Source organism: Roseobacter sp., from assembly GCF_045106495.1.
Lineage (GTDB): Bacteria > Pseudomonadota > Alphaproteobacteria > Rhodobacterales > Rhodobacteraceae > Roseobacter.
The window spans coordinates 299767-318631 of sequence record NZ_JBGCEQ010000003.1 but is presented as its reverse complement, the minus strand read 5'-3'; the positions used below and the strand labels follow the sequence as shown (position 1 = coordinate 318631).

At 53.8% G+C, this 18865-nt stretch carries 13 protein-coding genes; 2 read left to right on the top strand and 11 right to left on the bottom strand.

What is annotated here, in order from left to right; all coding sequences use genetic code 11:
* Positions 1-511 precede the first annotated feature (511 nt).
* The 7 genes from AB8B75_RS03430 to AB8B75_RS03400 all read right to left on the bottom strand — a co-directional run bounded on the left by AB8B75_RS03430 (position 512) and on the right by AB8B75_RS03400 (position 9874).
* A complete protein-coding gene (locus AB8B75_RS03430; protein WP_405359847.1) occupies positions 512-2932 on the bottom strand; it encodes a methyl-accepting chemotaxis protein in 2421 nt (806 codons plus the stop codon).
* Positions 2933-3129: 197 nt separating this feature from the next.
* Complete coding sequence (locus tag AB8B75_RS03425; protein WP_405359846.1) at positions 3130-4047, bottom strand: LysR family transcriptional regulator; 918 nt, start codon at positions 4045-4047, stop codon at positions 3130-3132.
* Between the two features lie 187 nt (positions 4048-4234).
* Positions 4235-5209: a D-2-hydroxyacid dehydrogenase family protein gene (locus tag AB8B75_RS03420; protein WP_405359845.1), complete on the bottom strand. Its 975-nt coding sequence runs from the start codon at positions 5207-5209 to the stop codon at positions 4235-4237.
* Positions 5206-5445 (bottom strand): hypothetical protein, encoded by a 240-nt coding sequence (locus AB8B75_RS03415; RefSeq protein WP_405359843.1) that lies wholly within the window; start codon positions 5443-5445, stop codon positions 5206-5208. The genes AB8B75_RS03420 and AB8B75_RS03415 overlap by 4 nt, the downstream gene beginning before the upstream one ends.
* A 51-nt stretch (positions 5446-5496) precedes the next feature.
* The gene (locus tag AB8B75_RS03410; protein ID WP_405359842.1) at positions 5497-6588 is read right to left on the bottom strand and encodes a 4-oxalomesaconate tautomerase; all 1092 of its coding nucleotides are present in this window, start codon (positions 6586-6588) and stop codon (positions 5497-5499) included.
* Between the two features lie 85 nt (positions 6589-6673).
* Complete coding sequence (locus tag AB8B75_RS03405) at positions 6674-8701, bottom strand: tripartite tricarboxylate transporter permease (RefSeq protein WP_405359840.1); 2028 nt, start codon at positions 8699-8701, stop codon at positions 6674-6676.
* 66 nt (positions 8702-8767) lie between these two features.
* Positions 8768-9874 carry a tricarboxylate transporter gene (locus AB8B75_RS03400; protein ID WP_405359839.1) on the bottom strand — a complete coding sequence of 369 codons (1107 nt, stop codon included), beginning with the start codon at positions 9872-9874 and terminating at the stop codon, positions 8768-8770.
* A 132-nt stretch (positions 9875-10006) separates the two neighbouring features.
* On the opposite strand from AB8B75_RS03400, the gene AB8B75_RS03395 reads away from it, so the two are divergent.
* Together AB8B75_RS03395 and AB8B75_RS03390 are read left to right on the top strand one after the other, a co-directional pair.
* The gene (locus AB8B75_RS03395) at positions 10007-10681 is read left to right on the top strand and encodes a response regulator (RefSeq protein ID WP_405360181.1); all 675 of its coding nucleotides are present in this window, start codon (positions 10007-10009) and stop codon (positions 10679-10681) included.
* Positions 10678-12048: a sensor histidine kinase gene (locus AB8B75_RS03390; protein ID WP_405359838.1), complete on the top strand. Its 1371-nt coding sequence runs from the start codon at positions 10678-10680 to the stop codon at positions 12046-12048. The genes AB8B75_RS03395 and AB8B75_RS03390 overlap by 4 nt, the downstream gene beginning before the upstream one ends.
* A gap of 66 nt (positions 12049-12114) precedes the next feature.
* Here AB8B75_RS03390 and AB8B75_RS03385 read toward each other — a convergent pair whose 3' ends face one another.
* The 4 genes from AB8B75_RS03385 to AB8B75_RS03370 all read right to left on the bottom strand — a co-directional run bounded on the left by AB8B75_RS03385 (position 12115) and on the right by AB8B75_RS03370 (position 18863).
* Positions 12115-15045 carry a hypothetical protein gene (locus tag AB8B75_RS03385; RefSeq protein WP_405359836.1) on the bottom strand — a complete coding sequence of 977 codons (2931 nt, stop codon included), beginning with the start codon at positions 15043-15045 and terminating at the stop codon, positions 12115-12117.
* Positions 15046-15196: 151 nt separating this feature from the next.
* The gene (locus tag AB8B75_RS03380; protein ID WP_405359834.1) at positions 15197-16228 is read right to left on the bottom strand and encodes an AraC family transcriptional regulator ligand-binding domain-containing protein; all 1032 of its coding nucleotides are present in this window, start codon (positions 16226-16228) and stop codon (positions 15197-15199) included.
* Between the two features lie 175 nt (positions 16229-16403).
* On the bottom strand, positions 16404-18008 hold the full coding sequence (locus AB8B75_RS03375; RefSeq protein WP_405359832.1) for an isochorismatase family protein: 1605 nt from the start codon (positions 18006-18008) through the stop codon (positions 16404-16406).
* A gap of 6 nt (positions 18009-18014) precedes the next feature.
* Positions 18015-18863, bottom strand: a complete 849-nt coding sequence (locus AB8B75_RS03370) for an N-acyl homoserine lactonase family protein (RefSeq protein ID WP_405359831.1) — start codon at positions 18861-18863, stop codon at positions 18015-18017.
* Between the last annotated feature and the right edge of the window lie 2 nt (positions 18864-18865).

Below are 18865 nucleotides of genomic sequence, written 5' to 3'. Positions count from 1 at the left end.
TAGATCGTAAAAAGAGGCTCGCCATCAAAGCCAATCACGAGCTGATTGACGAGGCTCACGCACGTAAGAAGCTGGCGGTGGATTGATCATGCTAAGCCGGGCGTTGGCTTGCCGCTTTCGAACTTTTTCCCAAAAACCTGGAGTTTGCGTCTTTTCCGCGTTGTCGAATGCCGACTCCGGTGCAGCGTTTTCAATTGAGAGCTCGGAGATAGATCGGCCAGTTGGTCTTATTTCACGGATTGGTCTTAGGCATAATTCAAACACTACCGCACCCAGATCAGCAATGTGTAGAGTTCTCTCCGAACGTTGAAAAGTTCCTCAAAAATCGGTGTTGTTTGGAAAACCTGAAAACTTGATTTTAGGGAAAGGTAGACTGGGACAAGGTGTGTTTCGGCATGCCCGGAAAGTGTCACCGAAAATCTATGATATCAAATTGGCAATCGGACCTGGAGAGGCCCGATTGCTTTTGGCTGAAGCGCGCAGAATGAAATTCTTCTACTGGCCAGCTAGTTTAAAACTCTTCCCAACTGGCATCTTCTACAGGTTCACCTCCTGCAACAGCCGCTACCTTTGGCTTTTGATCGGTAAAGCGCTCTGGTTCTGGCTCGAAAGCAGTTTCTTTGGACGGTACGGACTCTGACGCAGAGTCAGAAACACCATGAAACTGTTCTAAAGATTTCGACAGCGTAGTGGCCTCTTTGCTCATAGACACACTGGCCGCTGTCATTTCTTCTAAGGCTGCTGCATTCGTTTGAGCGTTTTTGTCGATGGAACGCACCGCAGTATTTACTTCTTCAATTCCGATCGACTGTTGTTCAACGGCCATCGCAATTTCAGAAATCTGGTCAGATGCAACTTCGACGTCAGAGATGATGCTCTCCAATGCCTTTCGCGACAGTGCGACTTGCTCAACGCCTACTTCGACGCTCTGATTGTTCTTCTCAATCACTTCGCTGATTTCTTGCACTGCGTCTTGAGACCGCTGTGCCAACGCACGGACTTCAGAAGCCACGACCGAGAAACCACGTCCCGCTTCCCCGGCGCGCGCCGCTTCTACACCGGCATTTAGGGCCAGTAAGTTGATCTGAAAGGCAATGTCTTCGATGACTTTGACCACGCGATTGATTTGCGCTGAAGCCTCCGCCATTCCATTGATCGACGCTTCCGTTTCGTCCGAAACCTTGCGAGTCTCATCAGCACTACTGCGCACCTTTTGAGTTGCGCCATTCGCGGATTTTGCATTGTCGACAACTTGACGGATGCTTGCCGTGATCTGTTCAACTGCGGCCGAGGTTTCTTCTACAGCAGCGGCGTTGTCTTCCGCACGCTTCGCCATATCTTCAGAAGACGACTCCAGATGCGTGGCTGTCTCAGACACGTTTCTACCGCTGTCCATAATGTCGGCCATAGTTTTCGACAGCGTTGTCAATGCAGCGTTAAAGTCATCTTTCATCCGCAAGAATGCCCCCTGGCGGTCACCAGAAATTCGGATGCCAAGATTACCTTGAGATAGCTCGCCAATGCTTTTGACCACGTCTTCAATGTTTGTCTCCGTCACCTCCAGCAGCTGGTTGATAACTTTGGCAAGGGCTGCAAGGCCATCGTCTTCGACATCGTCAGACATACGGTTCGAAAAGTTCCCCGACGCTGCATCGCCCAGCACCCGTTCCATGTCTTTCTGGAAGTTTTCTAACGTCTGCATCCGCTGACGCTCTATTTCTCTTTCGCGCTCTTCGGCGGCGTGTTTCTCTTTCTCAATTTCTGCCTCACGCGCGCGGTCAGCTTCCTGGCGCTCACGTTCCGCTTTTTCTTTTTCTTTCACTTCAAGATCAAGATCGCGGGCCTTGCGGGCATTGTCGAGGAACACAACCATGGCATTGGTCATCTTGCCAATCTCATTGTTGTCCTGGCTTTCGACGATGTCCACTTCCAAATTCCCATCAGCTAATTCACCCATGTTTTCGGTGATTTGGTTCAATTGAGATGCAATGATTCTGCCAGTAAAGAAGGCCAGAATCGCGCCAATAATCGTTCCGATTGCCACAAGCACAGACACGACTAAAATAGAGCGTTCCGCCATAGCAGCACCAGCTGGGCCTAAAGTGTTTTGCGTTTCAACTATGGAATCCACAGCGCGTTCAACACGAGCCAACGCATCGGGGCCAATTTCGTCCATCCGGTCATACTGGGCATTTCGCGCGGCAATGACCTCAGCCACGGCAAGCGATGCTGTATCAAAGGCGTCAAGATCTGCCATTGTCGCCTGCGTCAGCTCGCGCCGCCGGGGGTTTTGCAACTCTTGCATCAAAGCAGTCAGTCCACTGCGGGCGGCTTCGACTTCTTCTTTTGACCGAACCGCATCTTCGTTCTTGTTGTCGACAAGAAAACGTTCGAGGTAATAGCGAGCGAGCATCAGGTTGGTTGCGGCGAACCCGGCAGCCGCGCTGGCCTCAGCGTCATTGTCGCGTAGAGCGGATTCCATCACTTCCGAAAGTTGTTTCCGCGCTTTCAGGCCCAACTCCTCGGTTTCATGTACCAAGGTATTGCGCTGTTGTTGAAGTTCGTAGGCTTGCAGCATTGCTTGCTCATACTCTTCCAACATCACAGGGATCTGGTCCAATCCATCGAGACCTTCGTGTCTCTTCATAATCTCATGAAGTTCAGCCTCTAACACGGTGATCTCTGCTATGTTCTCTTTTAGCAATTCAATCTGAGCATCGTCTTTGGTGAGCCTGTATTTGCCGGCAGCCATACGCGCCTCGAACAAATCTTCCATGATGTCGGCACTGAGCAGGCTTTCGCGCGCCGTGGTCCGATAATCTACAAATGTATTTGCCAAGTTGCTGGTCTGAAAAGAGGCGATGCCTCCAACAGCAAGGATCAGAGCAATCATTGCTCCCATACCCAGATAAATTCTCCGTACTAAGGACATAGCGTCACCTTCTTGTTTCTCCGCGAACGCTAGACTTGTGCGAACAAAAAGTTGACAATCTGATAATCAACGCGATTTCAGATTTTTAACGCCTCATATGCCCGAATAATGTGATCAGTGGCGATGCAGGCAAAGACGTTATGCGTCTAAGTATATGAAATTAAATTAAAAAATACTCTCTAACGCGAAGTATGGCTTTAAACGCTGCCTTCCAACTCGGAAACCGTCTTTTTCATAATGTTTCTTAACCAGATGTGGCGAGAACTGTCCGTCGCGCGGCGGTGCCACACCAGGTCATATGTTACCATCGGCAGTGTCAGGGGTGGCGGGTGCGATGAAAAACCTTTGAAAGCGCTTGATTGCAAACGTTTGGGGAGTGTCGCGACCAAATCAGTTCCAGCGGCGAAGTTCGCTAGCGCAAAGGAATTTGATGTTGCGACATATACTTTGCGCTTTCGGCCAGAGGTATCCAGCGCCGCATCTACAATGCTTTTTGTGTGCCCACCGAAGTCCAGGGCGGCATGCCGCGACGTGCAATAATCTTCGATTGTCAGGGGCGCTGTTCTTTGCGACGCGTCATAGAAGCAATATATGTCATCAGAATAAAATTGCTCGCTGGACAACTCGAGTGGATAGCCTCCGATTGAGGCGGTTATGGCCACGTCGGCTAAGCCTTCATTCAATGTACGTTGGGCATTTTTACGTGCACCTAGTTCAATGAAGCGCATCGAAACTTCACGGGAAATACCCCGAATTGCTTTCTTGATAGGGACCAGGATTGGCAGTAATTCAGTTACGTTGGTTGCGATCGTAAAGCTCGCTTCATCCTGTTCGGCTTGGTATTCAGTGTGGAGTGTGAGCCCTTCGATGTCGCTGATGATCCTGGAAACTTTGGGAGCGATCGAGAGGGCCACACCGGTTGGCATGATGCCCCTGCCTTTTTTTACAAACAGCGGGTCTCCGATGTATTGACGAAGCCTGTCCAGGCTATGACTGACCGCGGATTGGCTAGACCCCAGATCTTGCGCCGCACGCGTGACAGACTGAGCTTGAAAAACAGCAAGAAAGGTTTTCAGCAGCTTTCCGTCAAGCGCCAATACATCAATTTCCTTCATATGTTTTCTGCTCATTTCGTGCCTATTGTGCGTCTTTTTTTTCCGTCACCCCGCAAAATCGATACCACTAGTCCCGAGTTACTGTGCATTTTCAAAGTTTCCAAGTGATTTTATTCTGCAAAAATGCAGCGATTCGAAGGGAGTTCCGTTGAAATCGCGCACGTTCGACCCGCTGCATTTCTAGAGGCTATTGCTCACGCCAAACATCGGAGTTGATCATATTGATAGGAACGCCTTCTCGATAGGCGATGATTTGATCGAAGATATCCGCGAATTGCAGGTCAAATTCGTCTTCGGTGACGTAACCGATGTGTGGCGTTGCCAACACGTTCGGATGGCACAAGAGTGGGTTCGAAACGTCGGTCATTGGTTCATCGTCAAAAACGTCGATGGCAGCATGGATCCTGTCACGGGCAACCTCGCATTCCAAAGCCCCCTGTGCGACCAGATGCGACCGCGAGGTATTCACAAAGAGAGCCCTTGGTTTCATCAAGGCCAGGTCCTCGCCAGTGATCAAACCATGCGTCGCCGGTTTGAGCCGAACATGAATGCTGATGATGTCCGAGGATGAAAAGAAGGCGCTTCGCGACTCGGAGACACTTTCGCCGTCGCGTGCTGCCCGGTCGCGGCCATCATCAGAGGCCCACCATTGCACTTTCATACCCAGTGCCTTCGCATATTCGGCTACGCTGTTGGCAATTCTACCGTAGCCATAGAGGCCGAGAATCCTGCCACGCAAAGTGCGACCGACGCCAGATTGCCATTGACCACTGCGCAAAGAGGCCACCTGCTCCGGGATTTGGCGATAGCTGGCCAGAATGAGTGCAAGCGTGTGTTCAGCAGCCGCATAGGACGGTGTGTCGGAGTGCATATTGGAGCAGAGCAGAACATGGTTAGTTGTGCATGCATTGACGTCTATATGAGGATAGACACTTCGTTGCGAAATCAGTTTGAGGTTAGGCAGTTGTTGCAACAGCGGCGCGCCGATTTTGGTGCGTTCGCGAAAGAGGACCAAAGCCTCGGCGGCTCGTACGCGCTCGGCAAGAAGATCCGGGTCCGGTTGGTGATCGGTCCACACGGTCACATCACAATCGTCCAGCTTTGCAAAACAGGGTAGCGTGCGCAGCGTATCGAACCAATCGTCCAGGATGTGAACTTTCAACGGCTCTCAACTCCGGCGCTGGGTGCCGGTGACCGTGGTGTTGGCACAAATACATCTGTGTCCAGCGAGTGGATCGCAGCCAGAACCTTTTGACGCTCAGCCAGCAAGTGATTGAATTGCGCGTCGCAGCCCGAAATGGGTGTTGGGTAGGAACTGATCTCGGCGTTAAGAAGTGTGCGCGCAACTGCCAATTCGGATTTGGCGGCGATGATGCAATCCTGAAACTGGTCTGTCATAAGATCACCTTTCTTATTTTGTATACCATTGTATACCGAAATTCGAATAAGTCAATTCCCTTCCCACACTTTCGCCGGCACGAAAAGCGTGCCCGAGGCCAGTTTGCGCGCCGTTCGAACCAGACCAGCCGATTTTATTTCAAATCCGGCAGCGCTGTGTTCATAGTCGACCGCCACATCAATCTTTCCAGAGGCGTGTTCCAAAACAATCAGTGCCGGCGATTCATTGGAGAGGGGAGCTAGCCCGTTGGCCACTGTACCGGGCGTCAGTACGCAAGAGGCCAGGCACTGAGCGCCAGTCACCGCCATCGTCGGGTGACACTTCCACGGCATAAAGTAACGTGCCGCAACACTGCCGCCTTGCGTTGCTTTTGCAAGAAGCCCGAACTTGGGCGTAACGGAATTTGAAACGTCTCCCATCCCCATGAGACGCGCGGCTTCTCTTCGAATGGCTTCCATATGCGTATAGAAACCCTTGTTGTCATCCAGTTCCGTGGCGCTTTCATACCCTTTCAGCCCAAAACTATCTGCACGAGCGATCACCATAGGCATCGCCACATCCATGCAGGTCACATCTATGCCATCAATTGTGTCAATCACGTTTCCGGTCGGGAGAAATGATCCGGTCACGCCGCCGACGGTTTCCATAAACTGCAATGCAACCGGCGCCGCTTTGCCGGGTACCCCGTCTATTTGCGTGTCGCCATCATAGGAAACAACACCGTGCGGGGTTTGAACAAGAGCCGACACCTTGGCCCCGGTATTTACAGCATGGATATTGATCGTGGTCTCACCATCTCGAGCGGTAACCAACCCCATTTCGATCGCTGCAGGGCCGACGCCTGAGAGAATGTTGCCACATGTCGGCTTGAAGTCAACGCGCCGTTCTTCGACACCTACTTGCGCAAAGAAATAGTCCACATCGGCCCAGTCCCCGTCAGACCTGGAAAGCATTGCCACCTTTGTGGTGACCGCGACCCCGCCGCCAATTCCGTCAATGTTCAAGGGATGTCCCGAGCCAACAGCGGCAACCAGAACATCTGCAAGCACATCAAGATCTGCAGGTAGGTCGTCTCGGTTAAAATACGGGCCCCGCGACGTGCCGCCCCGCATGAAAAAGAAAGGAATGGCGGTTTGGCTCATGTCGCGGCTACCTGACGTCTTTCCACGGCGCTGCGGGAAGCTGAGTCACTCTTGCCGGAATGGTCCTTCGACAAACAGGCGCATGTCATGTCAGTGGCCAGGGAAGATCGACATACTCCTGCAGAAGCCCAGGCGGGAAATCCCGGTTCAAGAGCCAGGCCATGCCGCACATAAACGCGATGCCAGCACCTGTGTAGGCAGCCGCAAACGCCGTGCTTACGCCTGCGCGGAACTTCATGAAGGAGAACAGGAATACGCCCAAAGCGAGGATGAAGCCGAACAAAGCTGTCAGCCCCAGAAGGGCTGCAAACCAAGCCAGAGTAGGCCAAAGACCATGCGTTGCATCTGCATCCTCTCCATTGAGTTCGCGGTCTGCAAAGATAGTGTCGGTTTCTGGTTTGAGCATCATGCGAATGACCAGCATTGCACTACCGACCAGACAAACACCCGCTACAAACATCGGGAAAGTCCTATCGCGGCTGAAGCTCGGGATCGACGCCGCGTCGTAAAATGCGTAGGCGATGTAGCCGGTGACCACCAAAAGGAAGATAAATGGAGCGCGCTTTGAACCGGACTTGACATCACCTTCGGCCAGGATGTTTTTGGCTTGGCGCAGGCCCAAGACGACCGAGATGATCGTGATGATCAGCAAAATGATGACAATAGGCGAAAAGATGTACTCAAACCCGTCGCCCAGTCCTTTACGGAAACGCGATTGTGCAATTTGCAATGCCTGGTTGGCATAGGTTTCCGCCGGATTAGACAGCACAAAGCCGATCAGGAATGCAGGTCGCGACCAATCAAAACGTCGCATCATGATGCCCAGGAACCCGATGCACAAAAGTGCCACCAGATCCATCAGGTTCTGACCGGATTGGAAAGCGGCAAAGCTGATAATCATGAAGAGGAATGGCGCCAGAAGCGCAAATCGGATCGTTGTGAGTTTTGCAATGCCGCCAGATGCTGCGATGCAGATTATGGTCCCGACCACATTGGCAAGCGCCAGCAACCATACGATAGAGTATGTTATGTCGAGGTTGTTTTTCAACATCGCCGGGCCAACTTCGATTTGCCCGGACCCAAGAAGAGCAATCGCACCAATAAAGATGGCCATGGAGCCGGAGCCAGGAATGCCAAATAACAAGGTTGGCACGAGACCGCCGCCTTCTTTGGCGTTGTTTGAACTTTCCGGCCCGATGACACCGCGCACTTCGCCATTGCCAAAATTGGACTTGTCTTTGGTGGTTTGAACGGAGTGACCATAGGCGATCCAATCGACAACCGATCCACCCAAACCCGGTATCACCCCAACCACGACGCCAATAATGGAGCAGCGCACAGAGAGCCATATGTTGGCGAACCAGTCCTTTACGCCATCGAGCCAGCCGCCTCCCAATTGAGGTTCGCGCGAGATGGCGCGATCCTGTCTTAAAAGAGAGATGATCTCTGGTATGGCGAAAATACCCAGACCAACAATCACCAACTTTAGCCCGTCAGTCAGATAGGGAAAATCATAGGAAGACATGCGCAGATCACCTGACGATGCACCTTCGCCGATAGTCCCGATCAACATGCCCAGTCCGGCGGCAACGATGCCCTTGATGGCGACGCGCCCCGCCAGAATACCGACCATGGACAGACCAAAAATCGTAATCATCAACAATTCCGGTGTGCGGAATTCAAGCACAATCGGGCGCGCGATCAAGATAAAGACCGTTAGAAAGGCAGCACCGACCAAGCCGCCAAACAAAGATGAGGCGAAGGCCGCAGAAAGCGCCCGCGCGGCCTGGCCGCGTTTTGCCATCGGGAATCCGTCAAGCACCGTCGCCTGACTTGCGGAAGATCCAGGTATCCCCATTAAAACGGAAGCAAAAGTGTCCGACGTGGGAACAACGGCAACCATGCCGACCATCAAAGCAAGACCCAGTATCGGGTCCATGCCGAACATGAAAGGCAAGAGCAGAGACAGGCCGGCTATGCCGCCCAGCCCGGGAAAGACCCCGATGCACAGACCCATGACTACGCCGAGTACAAGATAGCCCAATACAACCGGTTGCAGTATCAGCCCCCATGCATCGCTCAACGCAGGCAGCGCCTCCATGACCACTTCCATTGTTCTCTCCCCCAGGCATTACTTAAAGAGACGCCCCGCATGCGCAAGGCGTCCAGAAAGTAATGCTTAGTTCAGCGATACGCCGTACTTTTCTTGTAGCCAGTTCACCACAAAGTCCTTGGCGGAAGGCGACACATTGGTTCCGCTGTCTAGCGCGACTTTGGCCGCGTCACCGGTCATTTGCGGATAAATGCCCAACCGACCACTGGAGATTTCTGCGAAATCAGCACGTGCCTTAACGGCTTCAAAAGCTGCCGTGTAGGTCACAATGGCATCATCAGACGCACCATTTGGCAGGAACACCATCTTTTGTGCCGGAAATCCCGCAATGAAAAATGCCTTCCAGGCATCCCATGCTTCGCCTGAGGTTTCACAGCCATCTGTGGCTTCGCAGACTTCTTTGAAGGTTGGGATGTCCGGGAATGTTGGGTCGCGTACGATACCCCCTGCGTCATCCAAAGCGCCCCATGTCATCATGGGAACAGCTGTGCCAGCCTCGACGAGCGGCGCGACACCACTCAGAAAGGACGACGACGTTTGGTAGTCGATGTTCGCTTCACCACGTTCAAACATCAAACGACCATCGCCGCGACCCTTGATGCCCATCACGCTTTCTACGTTCAGGCCCAGCATTTCCCACGCCAGCGTCGGCACAAGATCAAGCCGGGTCGCTCCCTGGTTGCCGTAGATGAAATCTTCGCCCTGCAACGGTGCTGCGTTTAGCCCGTCCATTTTAGCGGCCAGCTCGGGCGTCAAATAGGCAACACCGCCGGTGCCGGAGGCAAGGACCACGTTCCAGTCCGCATAGTTGTATTTGACACGAGGATCACCCAACAGGAATGGAAACTGCGTCGAACCGGAGGATCCGAAGATCAGCGTACCATCTTCATATTCCTGATCCTGAAAAAAGTTGGCGCCTTTGGTCGACCCGGCACCTGGCATGAATTTTACCACAACCGTGGGTTCGCCCGGCAAGGCCTCTGACAGGAGCGGGGCGTAAAAGTTGGCCCATTTGGCCGATCCGCCGGTTTCGGAGAATGGGATGATCCATTCGACTGTCTTGCCCGCAAGATCGATGCCATGCCCATCCGCATGTGCTTGAAACGAAAATGTTGCCGCTGCAGCAGCGACAAGCCCGCAGGCCACGCGACGCGTGGTTTTGAATAAGGACATTGTTTCCTCCCTAAATTACAATGCTCGCTGTTCAGCGCGCACTATTACATCATTCGTCGGGCTGTCCTTGCCCGGTTGATCTCGCGAACGTGACCTGCGAACCTTGCATGAAACTTTCAAATGCGGAAAAAGATGCGGATCACTCTTGTAGAAGACAACGTGGGCCTTGCCAAAGGTATCGCTTACCGACTCGAAGACGAAGGTCACGCCGTCGACGTGTTGCACGATGGGCATGATGCAGATGCTTTTTTGCGCGATGACTCGTCCGATCTGATCATCTTGGACATCAACTTGCCGGGCACAGACGGGTTAAGCTTGTTGAGGGCTCTGCGTACAAGAGAAGACTTCCGCCCGGTGATCCTTTTGACCGCCCGTGCGGAAACTGAAGATCGGGTGATCGGGTTGGATGCCGGGGCCGACGACTACCTCATCAAACCCTTCGAGATGGCCGAACTTGAAGCGCGCGTGCGCGCATTGTCGCGACGTCGGTCTCTGCCACAGCGCGCTTTGCTCTCGTTGGGGCCGTTGCGCTTTGATGCTGGAGCGCGCCAATTGTTTGCTGGTGAACTGCCGCTGGAATTGCCACGTCGTGAACTGTCGATGTTTGAGTGTCTCCTGTCCGCAGAGGGCAGGCTTGTCTCAAAGACGGCGCTTTTGGACTATGTTTATGGTGTTGGCGCGGATGTCGAAGAGAAAGTCGTGGAGGTTTATGTCTCGCGCATTCGGTCACGATTGAAACCCTACGGTGTGACGATCAAATCTCAACGCGGGTTGGGGTATCAATTGCTGCTAGAGGCTCCGGAGTGAAAGCAAAATCGCTGCGCACGCGGCTGATCGTCATCATTCTGACGCCACTCCTGATCATCGCAGCACTGGCTGCGGCTTGGCAATTCCGAAATGCCACCCATCGTGCCGAAGAGATATTCGACCGCGGCTTGCTTTCGGCCGCTCTGGCAATTTCGCGGGATGTTTCTCTTTCGGGCGGCGATGCTTTGAGCCCGGCAACGCGCAGCCTCATCAGTGACACCTCTGGCGGAGAGATGTTCTATCATGTTTTCGCACCAGATGGTGTTTTTGTGACAGGATATTCGACGCCTCCAACACCGCCTACGAAGGACATTCGTGATCCGGTTGAGCCCCTGTTTTACAACGCTGTCTACCAAGGACGTGACGTTCGAGTATCGAGATTTATGGATGCCACATCCGTCGATGGTGTTTCGGGGCTTTTCACCATCACGGTCTGGCAGGACATGCAGGTTCGCACTTCGTTTATACGCGATGTGACTACACGCGCGTTTTCCGTAATTGCCTTGCTGTTCGTTTCCGTTGGGTTGATTGTCTGGTTCGGCGTCGGTTTAGGCCTCAGACCTTTGCTGGACTTGCAAGACGCGATCGCAAAGCGGACCGCCCGGGAATTGGAACCCATTCGCCGTGATGTGCCGGAAGAAGCCGAAGGTATCGTCTCAACGTTGAATGCACTATTGGATAGAATTTCACGCCGGATCAGTTCCAAAGACGAGTTCATTTCAAACGCGGCGCACCAGCTTCGGAATCCAATTGCGGGTGTACTGGCGCTGGCGGAAGCTGTGGAAAACGCCCCGTCACCAGAAGCGGCCAAATCACGGAGTTCGGAATTGGTGGCTGCAGCGCGGGAAGCAACCCATCTGACGAACCAGCTTTTATCATTTGAGCGGGCAGGGGGCGCAGATTTGGCGCGCACCGGTGCAGCGTTGGATTTTGCGACGCTTGTCAGATCGGTCGTGGATCGTTTTGAAAAAGAACCGCGTCACAAATCGCCCAAAGTCGAGTTTACCTGCTCGGGTCAGCCTTCTCCTGTTTGGGGTGATGCAGTCATGCTGCAAGAAGCGTTGCTCAATCTGCTGACAAATTCAGTTTTGCACGGAGGCCCTGATGTATCCGAAATCGTATTGACCTTGACGTACGGTACCGCATCGTTGGAGCTTCTGGTGGTGGATGATGGCGTCGGTATTCGTGCGGAAGAATACATTCTGGCCATTGGGCGTTTCAGTCAGGCAAATTCAGGTCCCGGCAGCGGTTTGGGGTTGCCGATTGCAGCGCGCGTGATGGAGAACCATAACGGCCAACTTACGGTAAAGCCGAATCCCAACGGGGCATTCATGGTCATCACTTTGCCTTTGAGTTCTGCAGAGTAAACGGGCAAACCAATTGGCGGTTTGCACCATGGGCGGTTTGTCCGCCCACGGTACTTGCGCACTTAATTACCCTAGATCGAACCCCAGGTCATTGAGAGAATTCATGAGCTCACTATTTTCTTCCAGTAAGGATGAATTCGCGTCTGCAGTGAAGTTGGCCAACGATAAATCTTCCGCTTGCAACCCTAGAACCGTGTAGGTGTGACCGCCGTTTTCGAGAACTTCGATCACCAGGTTTTCGCCTTGCTCATCGATTTCGACTTGTGCTGCAGTCAATGCGCCGAAGTCAAATGTGTCGGTCGCAATATCAAAGTCCCCGATTACGTCCTGGACGCCCCAGTTCCATGTGACTTCCAACACATCTGGTGTGTCATCGGTATCGGGTTCGGCATCACCTGCTCCCTCATCCAAGGTCATCTTCCCCTCGCGCACTTGTTCGCCATCCGTGGTCGCACCAGCGGGTGCAGTTGGCGTGAGTAATTCCGCCCGTGATACCAGACTGACATCGTCTTGAGCCAAGCCAAAGGGATCTTCGAGATTGTCTTCCATGACCTGATCGTGATGGAATTCCACCCGCCCGGGTACAAGGTCGGCAAGTTTGACGCCGGTGAGGGTCATGCTCTGTCCTGTCGGCATGCTGGAGATCACCAGCCCCGCGTCCGTGTCCTCGACATTCAATCTTTCTCGGGTACCAAAATATAGAAAACTGATTTTCATGGTTGCCGGATCAAAGCCATCAACGGTTTCATGCACACCGTATTCGTGGCTGCGGACGTAGACGGTGTCGTCTTCGCGCGGGCCAACGCCTTGCTCCCAACTGATCACACCACCCATGTCCTGACGGAAGTGTTCATTTCCAACGATACCGAAATTGTCCAAGGTGACGTCCTGATAAGTGATGCCTTGGACGATCTGGGCGGCGTCCGACCATGGGCTGTCGATGACAATCTCACCGGTTGCGGACTTCGTGACGATCATGCCGTGCACGGAGGTGCCGCCAAAATCCAAAGCGTCTTTGGCCGGATCGAACCCGACAATGTCATCTGCATTGCTGTCGGATTTGAACTTGGTGCCACCCTGCGTCGTGGTGCCTGTGCTTTCGACCGGGTTGGAACCATCGGCATCGTATTCAGGGGACGCAATATCGCCGTCACCCGGAGACACGATGACCGACCCAAGCGCGTTGGCGACCTCGTTCAAGACGCCTTCATTCGCGATGGAAAAGTTGCCAATGTCCAGGTCGTCCAACCCAAAGCCGGTCAGGATGATCTGTTTGATCGATCCACCTTCAGTGATTTCGATACGAACAGTTTGTCCCAGCGCTTCACCGGATTCTTCGAAAATCGCAAAGTTCTCTGCGTAAATGTCACTTTCCACTTCGATCACATCGCCCATGTCAGGCATGAAGCCGGAAATCGTCTGTGCTGGCGTCGCAAGGTTGACGGTCACATGCATGTGCATGTGGCCCATTCCGCCATCGTGACCACCCTCGCCCTCGCCATCACCATCGCCTGTTCCGCCGTCCGGATCGGGGTCGTCTTGACTGATCAACGACAGGATCTCGGTCGCGGCCGTCGCATCCAGAATGGTGAAATTTGCTGGAGATAAATCGGCCAAGGCAACACCGGTGAGGGTGGTCGTTTGAACATTTTGCGGAACAGAAAACACCACCCCATCTCCGGTTTCCTCGATCACCAGTTCATCGGCGGAGATCCAATCTACAAAGATGGTGCCACTCGTGGTGTCAAAACCCGAAACAGTCGTATTTGTGCCGTAAGCCCAGGTTATGACAACGTCGGCTGTGTCTTTTGTGACCTGTGCGGTTCCGTTGTCTGGGACCTCACCGTCACCGTTTTCTCCATCCCCGGTTTCCCCATCGGTTTCGCCGCCCGTTCCATCGCCGTCGCCATTTCCCCCGTCACCGTTTTCGCCGTTGGAGTTATCGCCATTTCCTGACCCATCGCCTGTATTGTCTTCGGGCTCGGCACCCACGAGTGACAACACTTCTTCCGCTGCAGTCGCATCCAGAAACGTGAAGTTGGCCGCAGACAGCGCGTCAAGTGTCACGCCTTCCAACGTGAGTTTTTGCAGATTCGCCGGAATCTCAAATACAGTATTGCCGTCAACTTCTGTGACTTCCAGATCGCCCGCGCCAACCCATCCCACAAAGATCGTACCGGTATCTGCGTCAAAATCTGATATGGTGATATCTGCGCCATAAGACCAGGTGATGACCACATCCGCGGTTTCGGCAGTCACATTCGCGGATCCGTTACCTGTTTCGTTGCCTTGCGCGGTATCTGTGTAAAACTCGGTAATCTCTTCAGCGCTGGGCGCATCAAAGCCGCCAAACCTGTTGATGTAACTCAGGATGGAAGTTCCGTTTTCGTCGGAGGAAACCGCATCGCTGAGCAACAGGTTCAAGGTCCCGTAGGCCCCGCGCAGATGTGCGGCGGACAAAAGGCCCGTCATGGTGATGGTGACAGGTACTTCGACCCCTTGATCAATGTAGCTGGTTGTTGTGCCGATGAATTCATCTAGTGACCGGCCGGCGTCGGCCAAGCCGTTTTCGATGATCTGCAGGTTGAACCCGAAAGCCTCACGGATCGCGATTTCCTGAGCGGCTTCGGTTTTGAATTCTTCAAGAGACTCTATGCCATTCTTACCTGTCCATGTGCCCTGCCAGGTGTTGGTCGCAGCGCCGTTGCCGTAAAACGTGTCTGCCTCGTAGTAGCCCAAGTCGATCATCAACGCTTCGCCGAATTGATATCCAACAAAACCCAACGAGTTTTCCGACCGGTAGGACATCTCGTCCCACTGAGCTTGAGTCATTTCACCCCAGCTGCTGAGCTCCGGGTAGAAATCTGAAACAACCCCGCCGGCCCATTGGTTCAGTTGTGCATCAACTATGTTTCCCGTGGCATAGCGTGCGCTGTCCCAACCTGATTCAAAGGCGCGCATCGCGTCGAGAAAGTCATCGAAAGTACCGTTGGACATCAAAAATCTCCTATATGTAAAACCATGGCGAGATCGGTCAACGACGTGACCGCATCCGCGCTTGCGAACGGCAGATATGGAGATGGAGGGGGCTCTTGTATCGTTTCAACGTGCCAATCTCTGTTGAATGCACGCCAAAGTAGAATATTTGCTAGATCACAACGCCTGCGAGCTTTTGCAGCACGCGGTATTGCTTGGGCGTCTGCCCGACAGCACGTTTAAAGGCCGCGCCAAATGCGCTTTGGTCGGCATACCCCAACAAATAGGTGATCTCCGCCAATGGTTTGTCGGTATCGCTCAGCATTTCCTTGGCCGCTGAAATACGCAAGCTGTCCCGCAGGGCTCTGTAGCTGGTGCCTTGACGTGACAGGCGTCGCGCCAGAGTCCGCGCCGACAGCCCCAGCGCGTCTGCCGTTTCTTCTATGCCAGGCGGAGTTCGGGTCAGATGCTGCACAACAAAATCCCCAACCTGCTCTTGCAATGACGCGGGTCGACGCGGCGTATTTTGCAAAAGTAGGCGTCCGTAGCTGAGCATTTCGCGGTAGAGGTTCGGGTCCCTGTGAATCACCGGTCGTCGCAGGTCCGCAGCGTTTAACGTGATTGTGGTAATGCTGGCGTTGAACTTGACTGGGCAACCAAATAGCGCGCTCAGCTCATTCGCGCCTCCGGGTCGGTCGTGGACCAAGGCGACGGCTGTTGGAGAAATCGGCAGTTCAGAGGCGCGCCGGAGCGTATTGATCAGCATAGCCACGCAAAATTCGATGTATTGCGCTTGCGTCGTGACCTCCCGATTTTGATTATCAAAACGGATCATCTTGCCGTTAGCGACATGTTCGATGTTCACTTTCGACGCCGGTCGCATCAACGGCAGGAAACGCACAAGGTTTTGCAGGGCATGATCCACGGTTTGCGAGTTGAAGAGCAAATAGGACAAAAGCGTTGTCTGGCGGATGTCCAGACGTAGCCCAACATTCGCACCAAAACTGGGCTGTTCTACAGCTTGCGACATGATGTGCAAAAACGCAGCCTCTTGATCCTGGCGTACTTTGAAACCTGGATCCTTAAGATTGGTCTCATTCACCCCGATCTTCTGCAAGACCGAAGTCACGAGCGTCGCGTGCTCGCACAACTCCGCGACCAGATGGCGCAGCCAGAAAACAGGCACCAATTGAACGTTTGGCATGTAGAACCCCGTGAAAAAAACGGCTGTTTAAAGGCGAGACCTAGTACAGTTTGGCGCGGTTCAACAGGTTTCAAGTACTACGCACAATAGAATCTTTGAGTCCACTGCACGCAAAACATGCGTCCTGAAACGAAAAATAGCCGGTGCATAGCAGGGGGTCGGGGGCCACAGGACCTCAGCGGAGCGCGGCAATCGCTGCCGCAACTGTCGTGACGGTCGCCACATTCTGCATGCCGTATTCAATCGAGGCGCGATGCCAATCGGCGTTCATTGTCGAACAGGCATCTTCGGGTACGATCATCCGAAAGCCCTTGTCTGCACCCGTGCGCGCTGTGTGCTCAACACTCATGTTTGTCCAACTGCCGGTGTTGAGGATCGTATCTCTGCCGCCGCCATGAAGGTAGGCTTCCAGACGCGAGGTTTCCCAGGCGGACATGCTCATCTTCTCAACGACCAGATCCCCCGGTTTGGGTTCCAATCCCGGAACCGGCGCCACGCCCCAAGTACCGCGCACCAGTGCTTTGTGTTCTTTCAGGCCCTGCTGCAGCGGCGCGTGTTGGCACAAATAGGGCGCACCCGGTTCCAGAACCATCCAGACATGAACGATCATCACACCCTTTGCGCGCGCGGCCTCTGCCAGCTTCGCGACATTGGCCACCACATCCTGTTGGCGTGCGTGCTCGGGTGAACCGGTGAATGCAAAAGCACCCCCGTCGATCATGACATCGTTTTGCAAGTCCTGAATGATCATTGCCGCCCGTTTGCCATTGATCGGATCTATGGCAGTTTGCACAACCGGGCTCGGTACTTGCGATTGGTTCGCTGACGTGTCCTGCGGCGAAACTGCATGCGGGGTCATGAAGGGCTCTGACCTGCCGGTCGTTTTGGTGTCCAGCGAATAGAGACCGGTGCTGGCGCAAATATAGAGTGTGCTCCAACTCGACCCGCCCCAATGCATGTTGGCCGTCTTTTCTGGCACAGCAATTTTACCAATCAGTGCGCCGTGGAAATCATAAACCCAGATGCCGCCCGGGGCTGTCACAAAGACGTTTCCCTTGTCATCGGACTTCATCCCGTCGGGTAAACCTTCAAGCTGGCTGTCTTTGATGCCGCTGGCAAACAAGCGAGCATTGGTCAAGCGCCCATCCCCATCCCCAGCCACATCGAACATGCGGATGTTGGCTTGATCGGTGTCGTTGACCCACATCCACCGCTGACAGGGACTGAAGGTGAGTCCGTTGGGTTGGTTGAACATATAGCGGTCGGTGACCAATTGCGGTTCATCCCCCGGGGTGTGATCCGGCGGCAGGCGGTAGACACCCTGAAACCCCTGTTGCAAAGGCCGCGGTACGCCAAAATGTTCCATGCGCCCATAGGTGGGATCGGTGAAGTAGATCGACCCGTCATTGCCCACCACGATGTCATTTGGGGAATTGAGCTCTTTGCCTTCGAAGTGCGAACACAAGACAGTGCGTGTCCCATCCGGTGCGATTTTGACGACTGAACTGGTGGCATGTTCGCAGACCAGCAAATTTAGCTGGGCATCATACGTCATCCCATTGCCCTTGTTGGAAGGGCGGGCAATCTCAGTGATCTGACCGCTTGCGGGGTCAAATCGACGTCGTACATCCCCCGGCATGTCGGAAAAGACCAGATCGCCATTGACCGGATGCCAGAGAGGGCCCTCGGTAAAGGTAAACCCGGACCCTAAACGACGCACCGGTGTGTCTAGATCAAGGATCTGCTGGAAGCGATCATGCAACGCTGTATGAGCCATCATGCAATCTCAGACCGGGAACCAGGCACGGTCAGGCAGCGTCTCGGTCATCGGTCCCGGAACGGTCATGCCCAAACGCCCAACTACTTTTTGGCGCTCGATTTTGGCAGGTTTGTCGTGGATCGGCAGCAGGAAGGTGGAGTTGTTCAACAGCTTTTTGATCGCCCCCTTCTCTTCGCGCTTGGATTGCGAGTGATTGCCGGTCACGCGCGGTTCCATCCAGTTGTTGGTATGCACGTGGTTCACGATCTGGTCATTGAAGTCATAAATCACATCGCCGCAGATGCAGGCCAGACCTTCGGCCGTTTCCACCACCACATTCATTGATCCCTCGGTGTGCGCACCTGCGTGTTCACACCAGACACCGGGAATGATCTCTTCGGCGGTGGTAATGTCGAGGTCCAGAAACCGGATCGCCTCCGGCTCGTAGATGCGGTCGACAAGATGTTTGATATCGGGCTTGGGGTACTGGGGGAACATGATACCCGAGACAGAGAATTCCATTTCGCGCCGGTTCAGCACCACGGTTGTGTTCATCGGAAACAGATCATCTTTGCCTGCATGATCGATGTGCAGATGCGTGTGCAAAATGTAGCGGATGTCGCCCAGTTTCAGGCCATGCTTTGCGAGCTGTTGCTCAATCATGTTCTCGTGAAACTGCAGTCCGCGCATGCCCAGACTTTCCATGATCGCATTGTCGCGGTAGCCGGTATCCACCAGCACGGGATACTCGCCGCCCGTGATCAGGAAGCCGTAAACCGGGACCCTACGGATTCGCCCGCATTCGTGGCCCAGAACCAGAAAGCTGGTTTCCAATTCGATGTCACCATAGTCGAGAATGTGAATTTGCAAGGCCATTT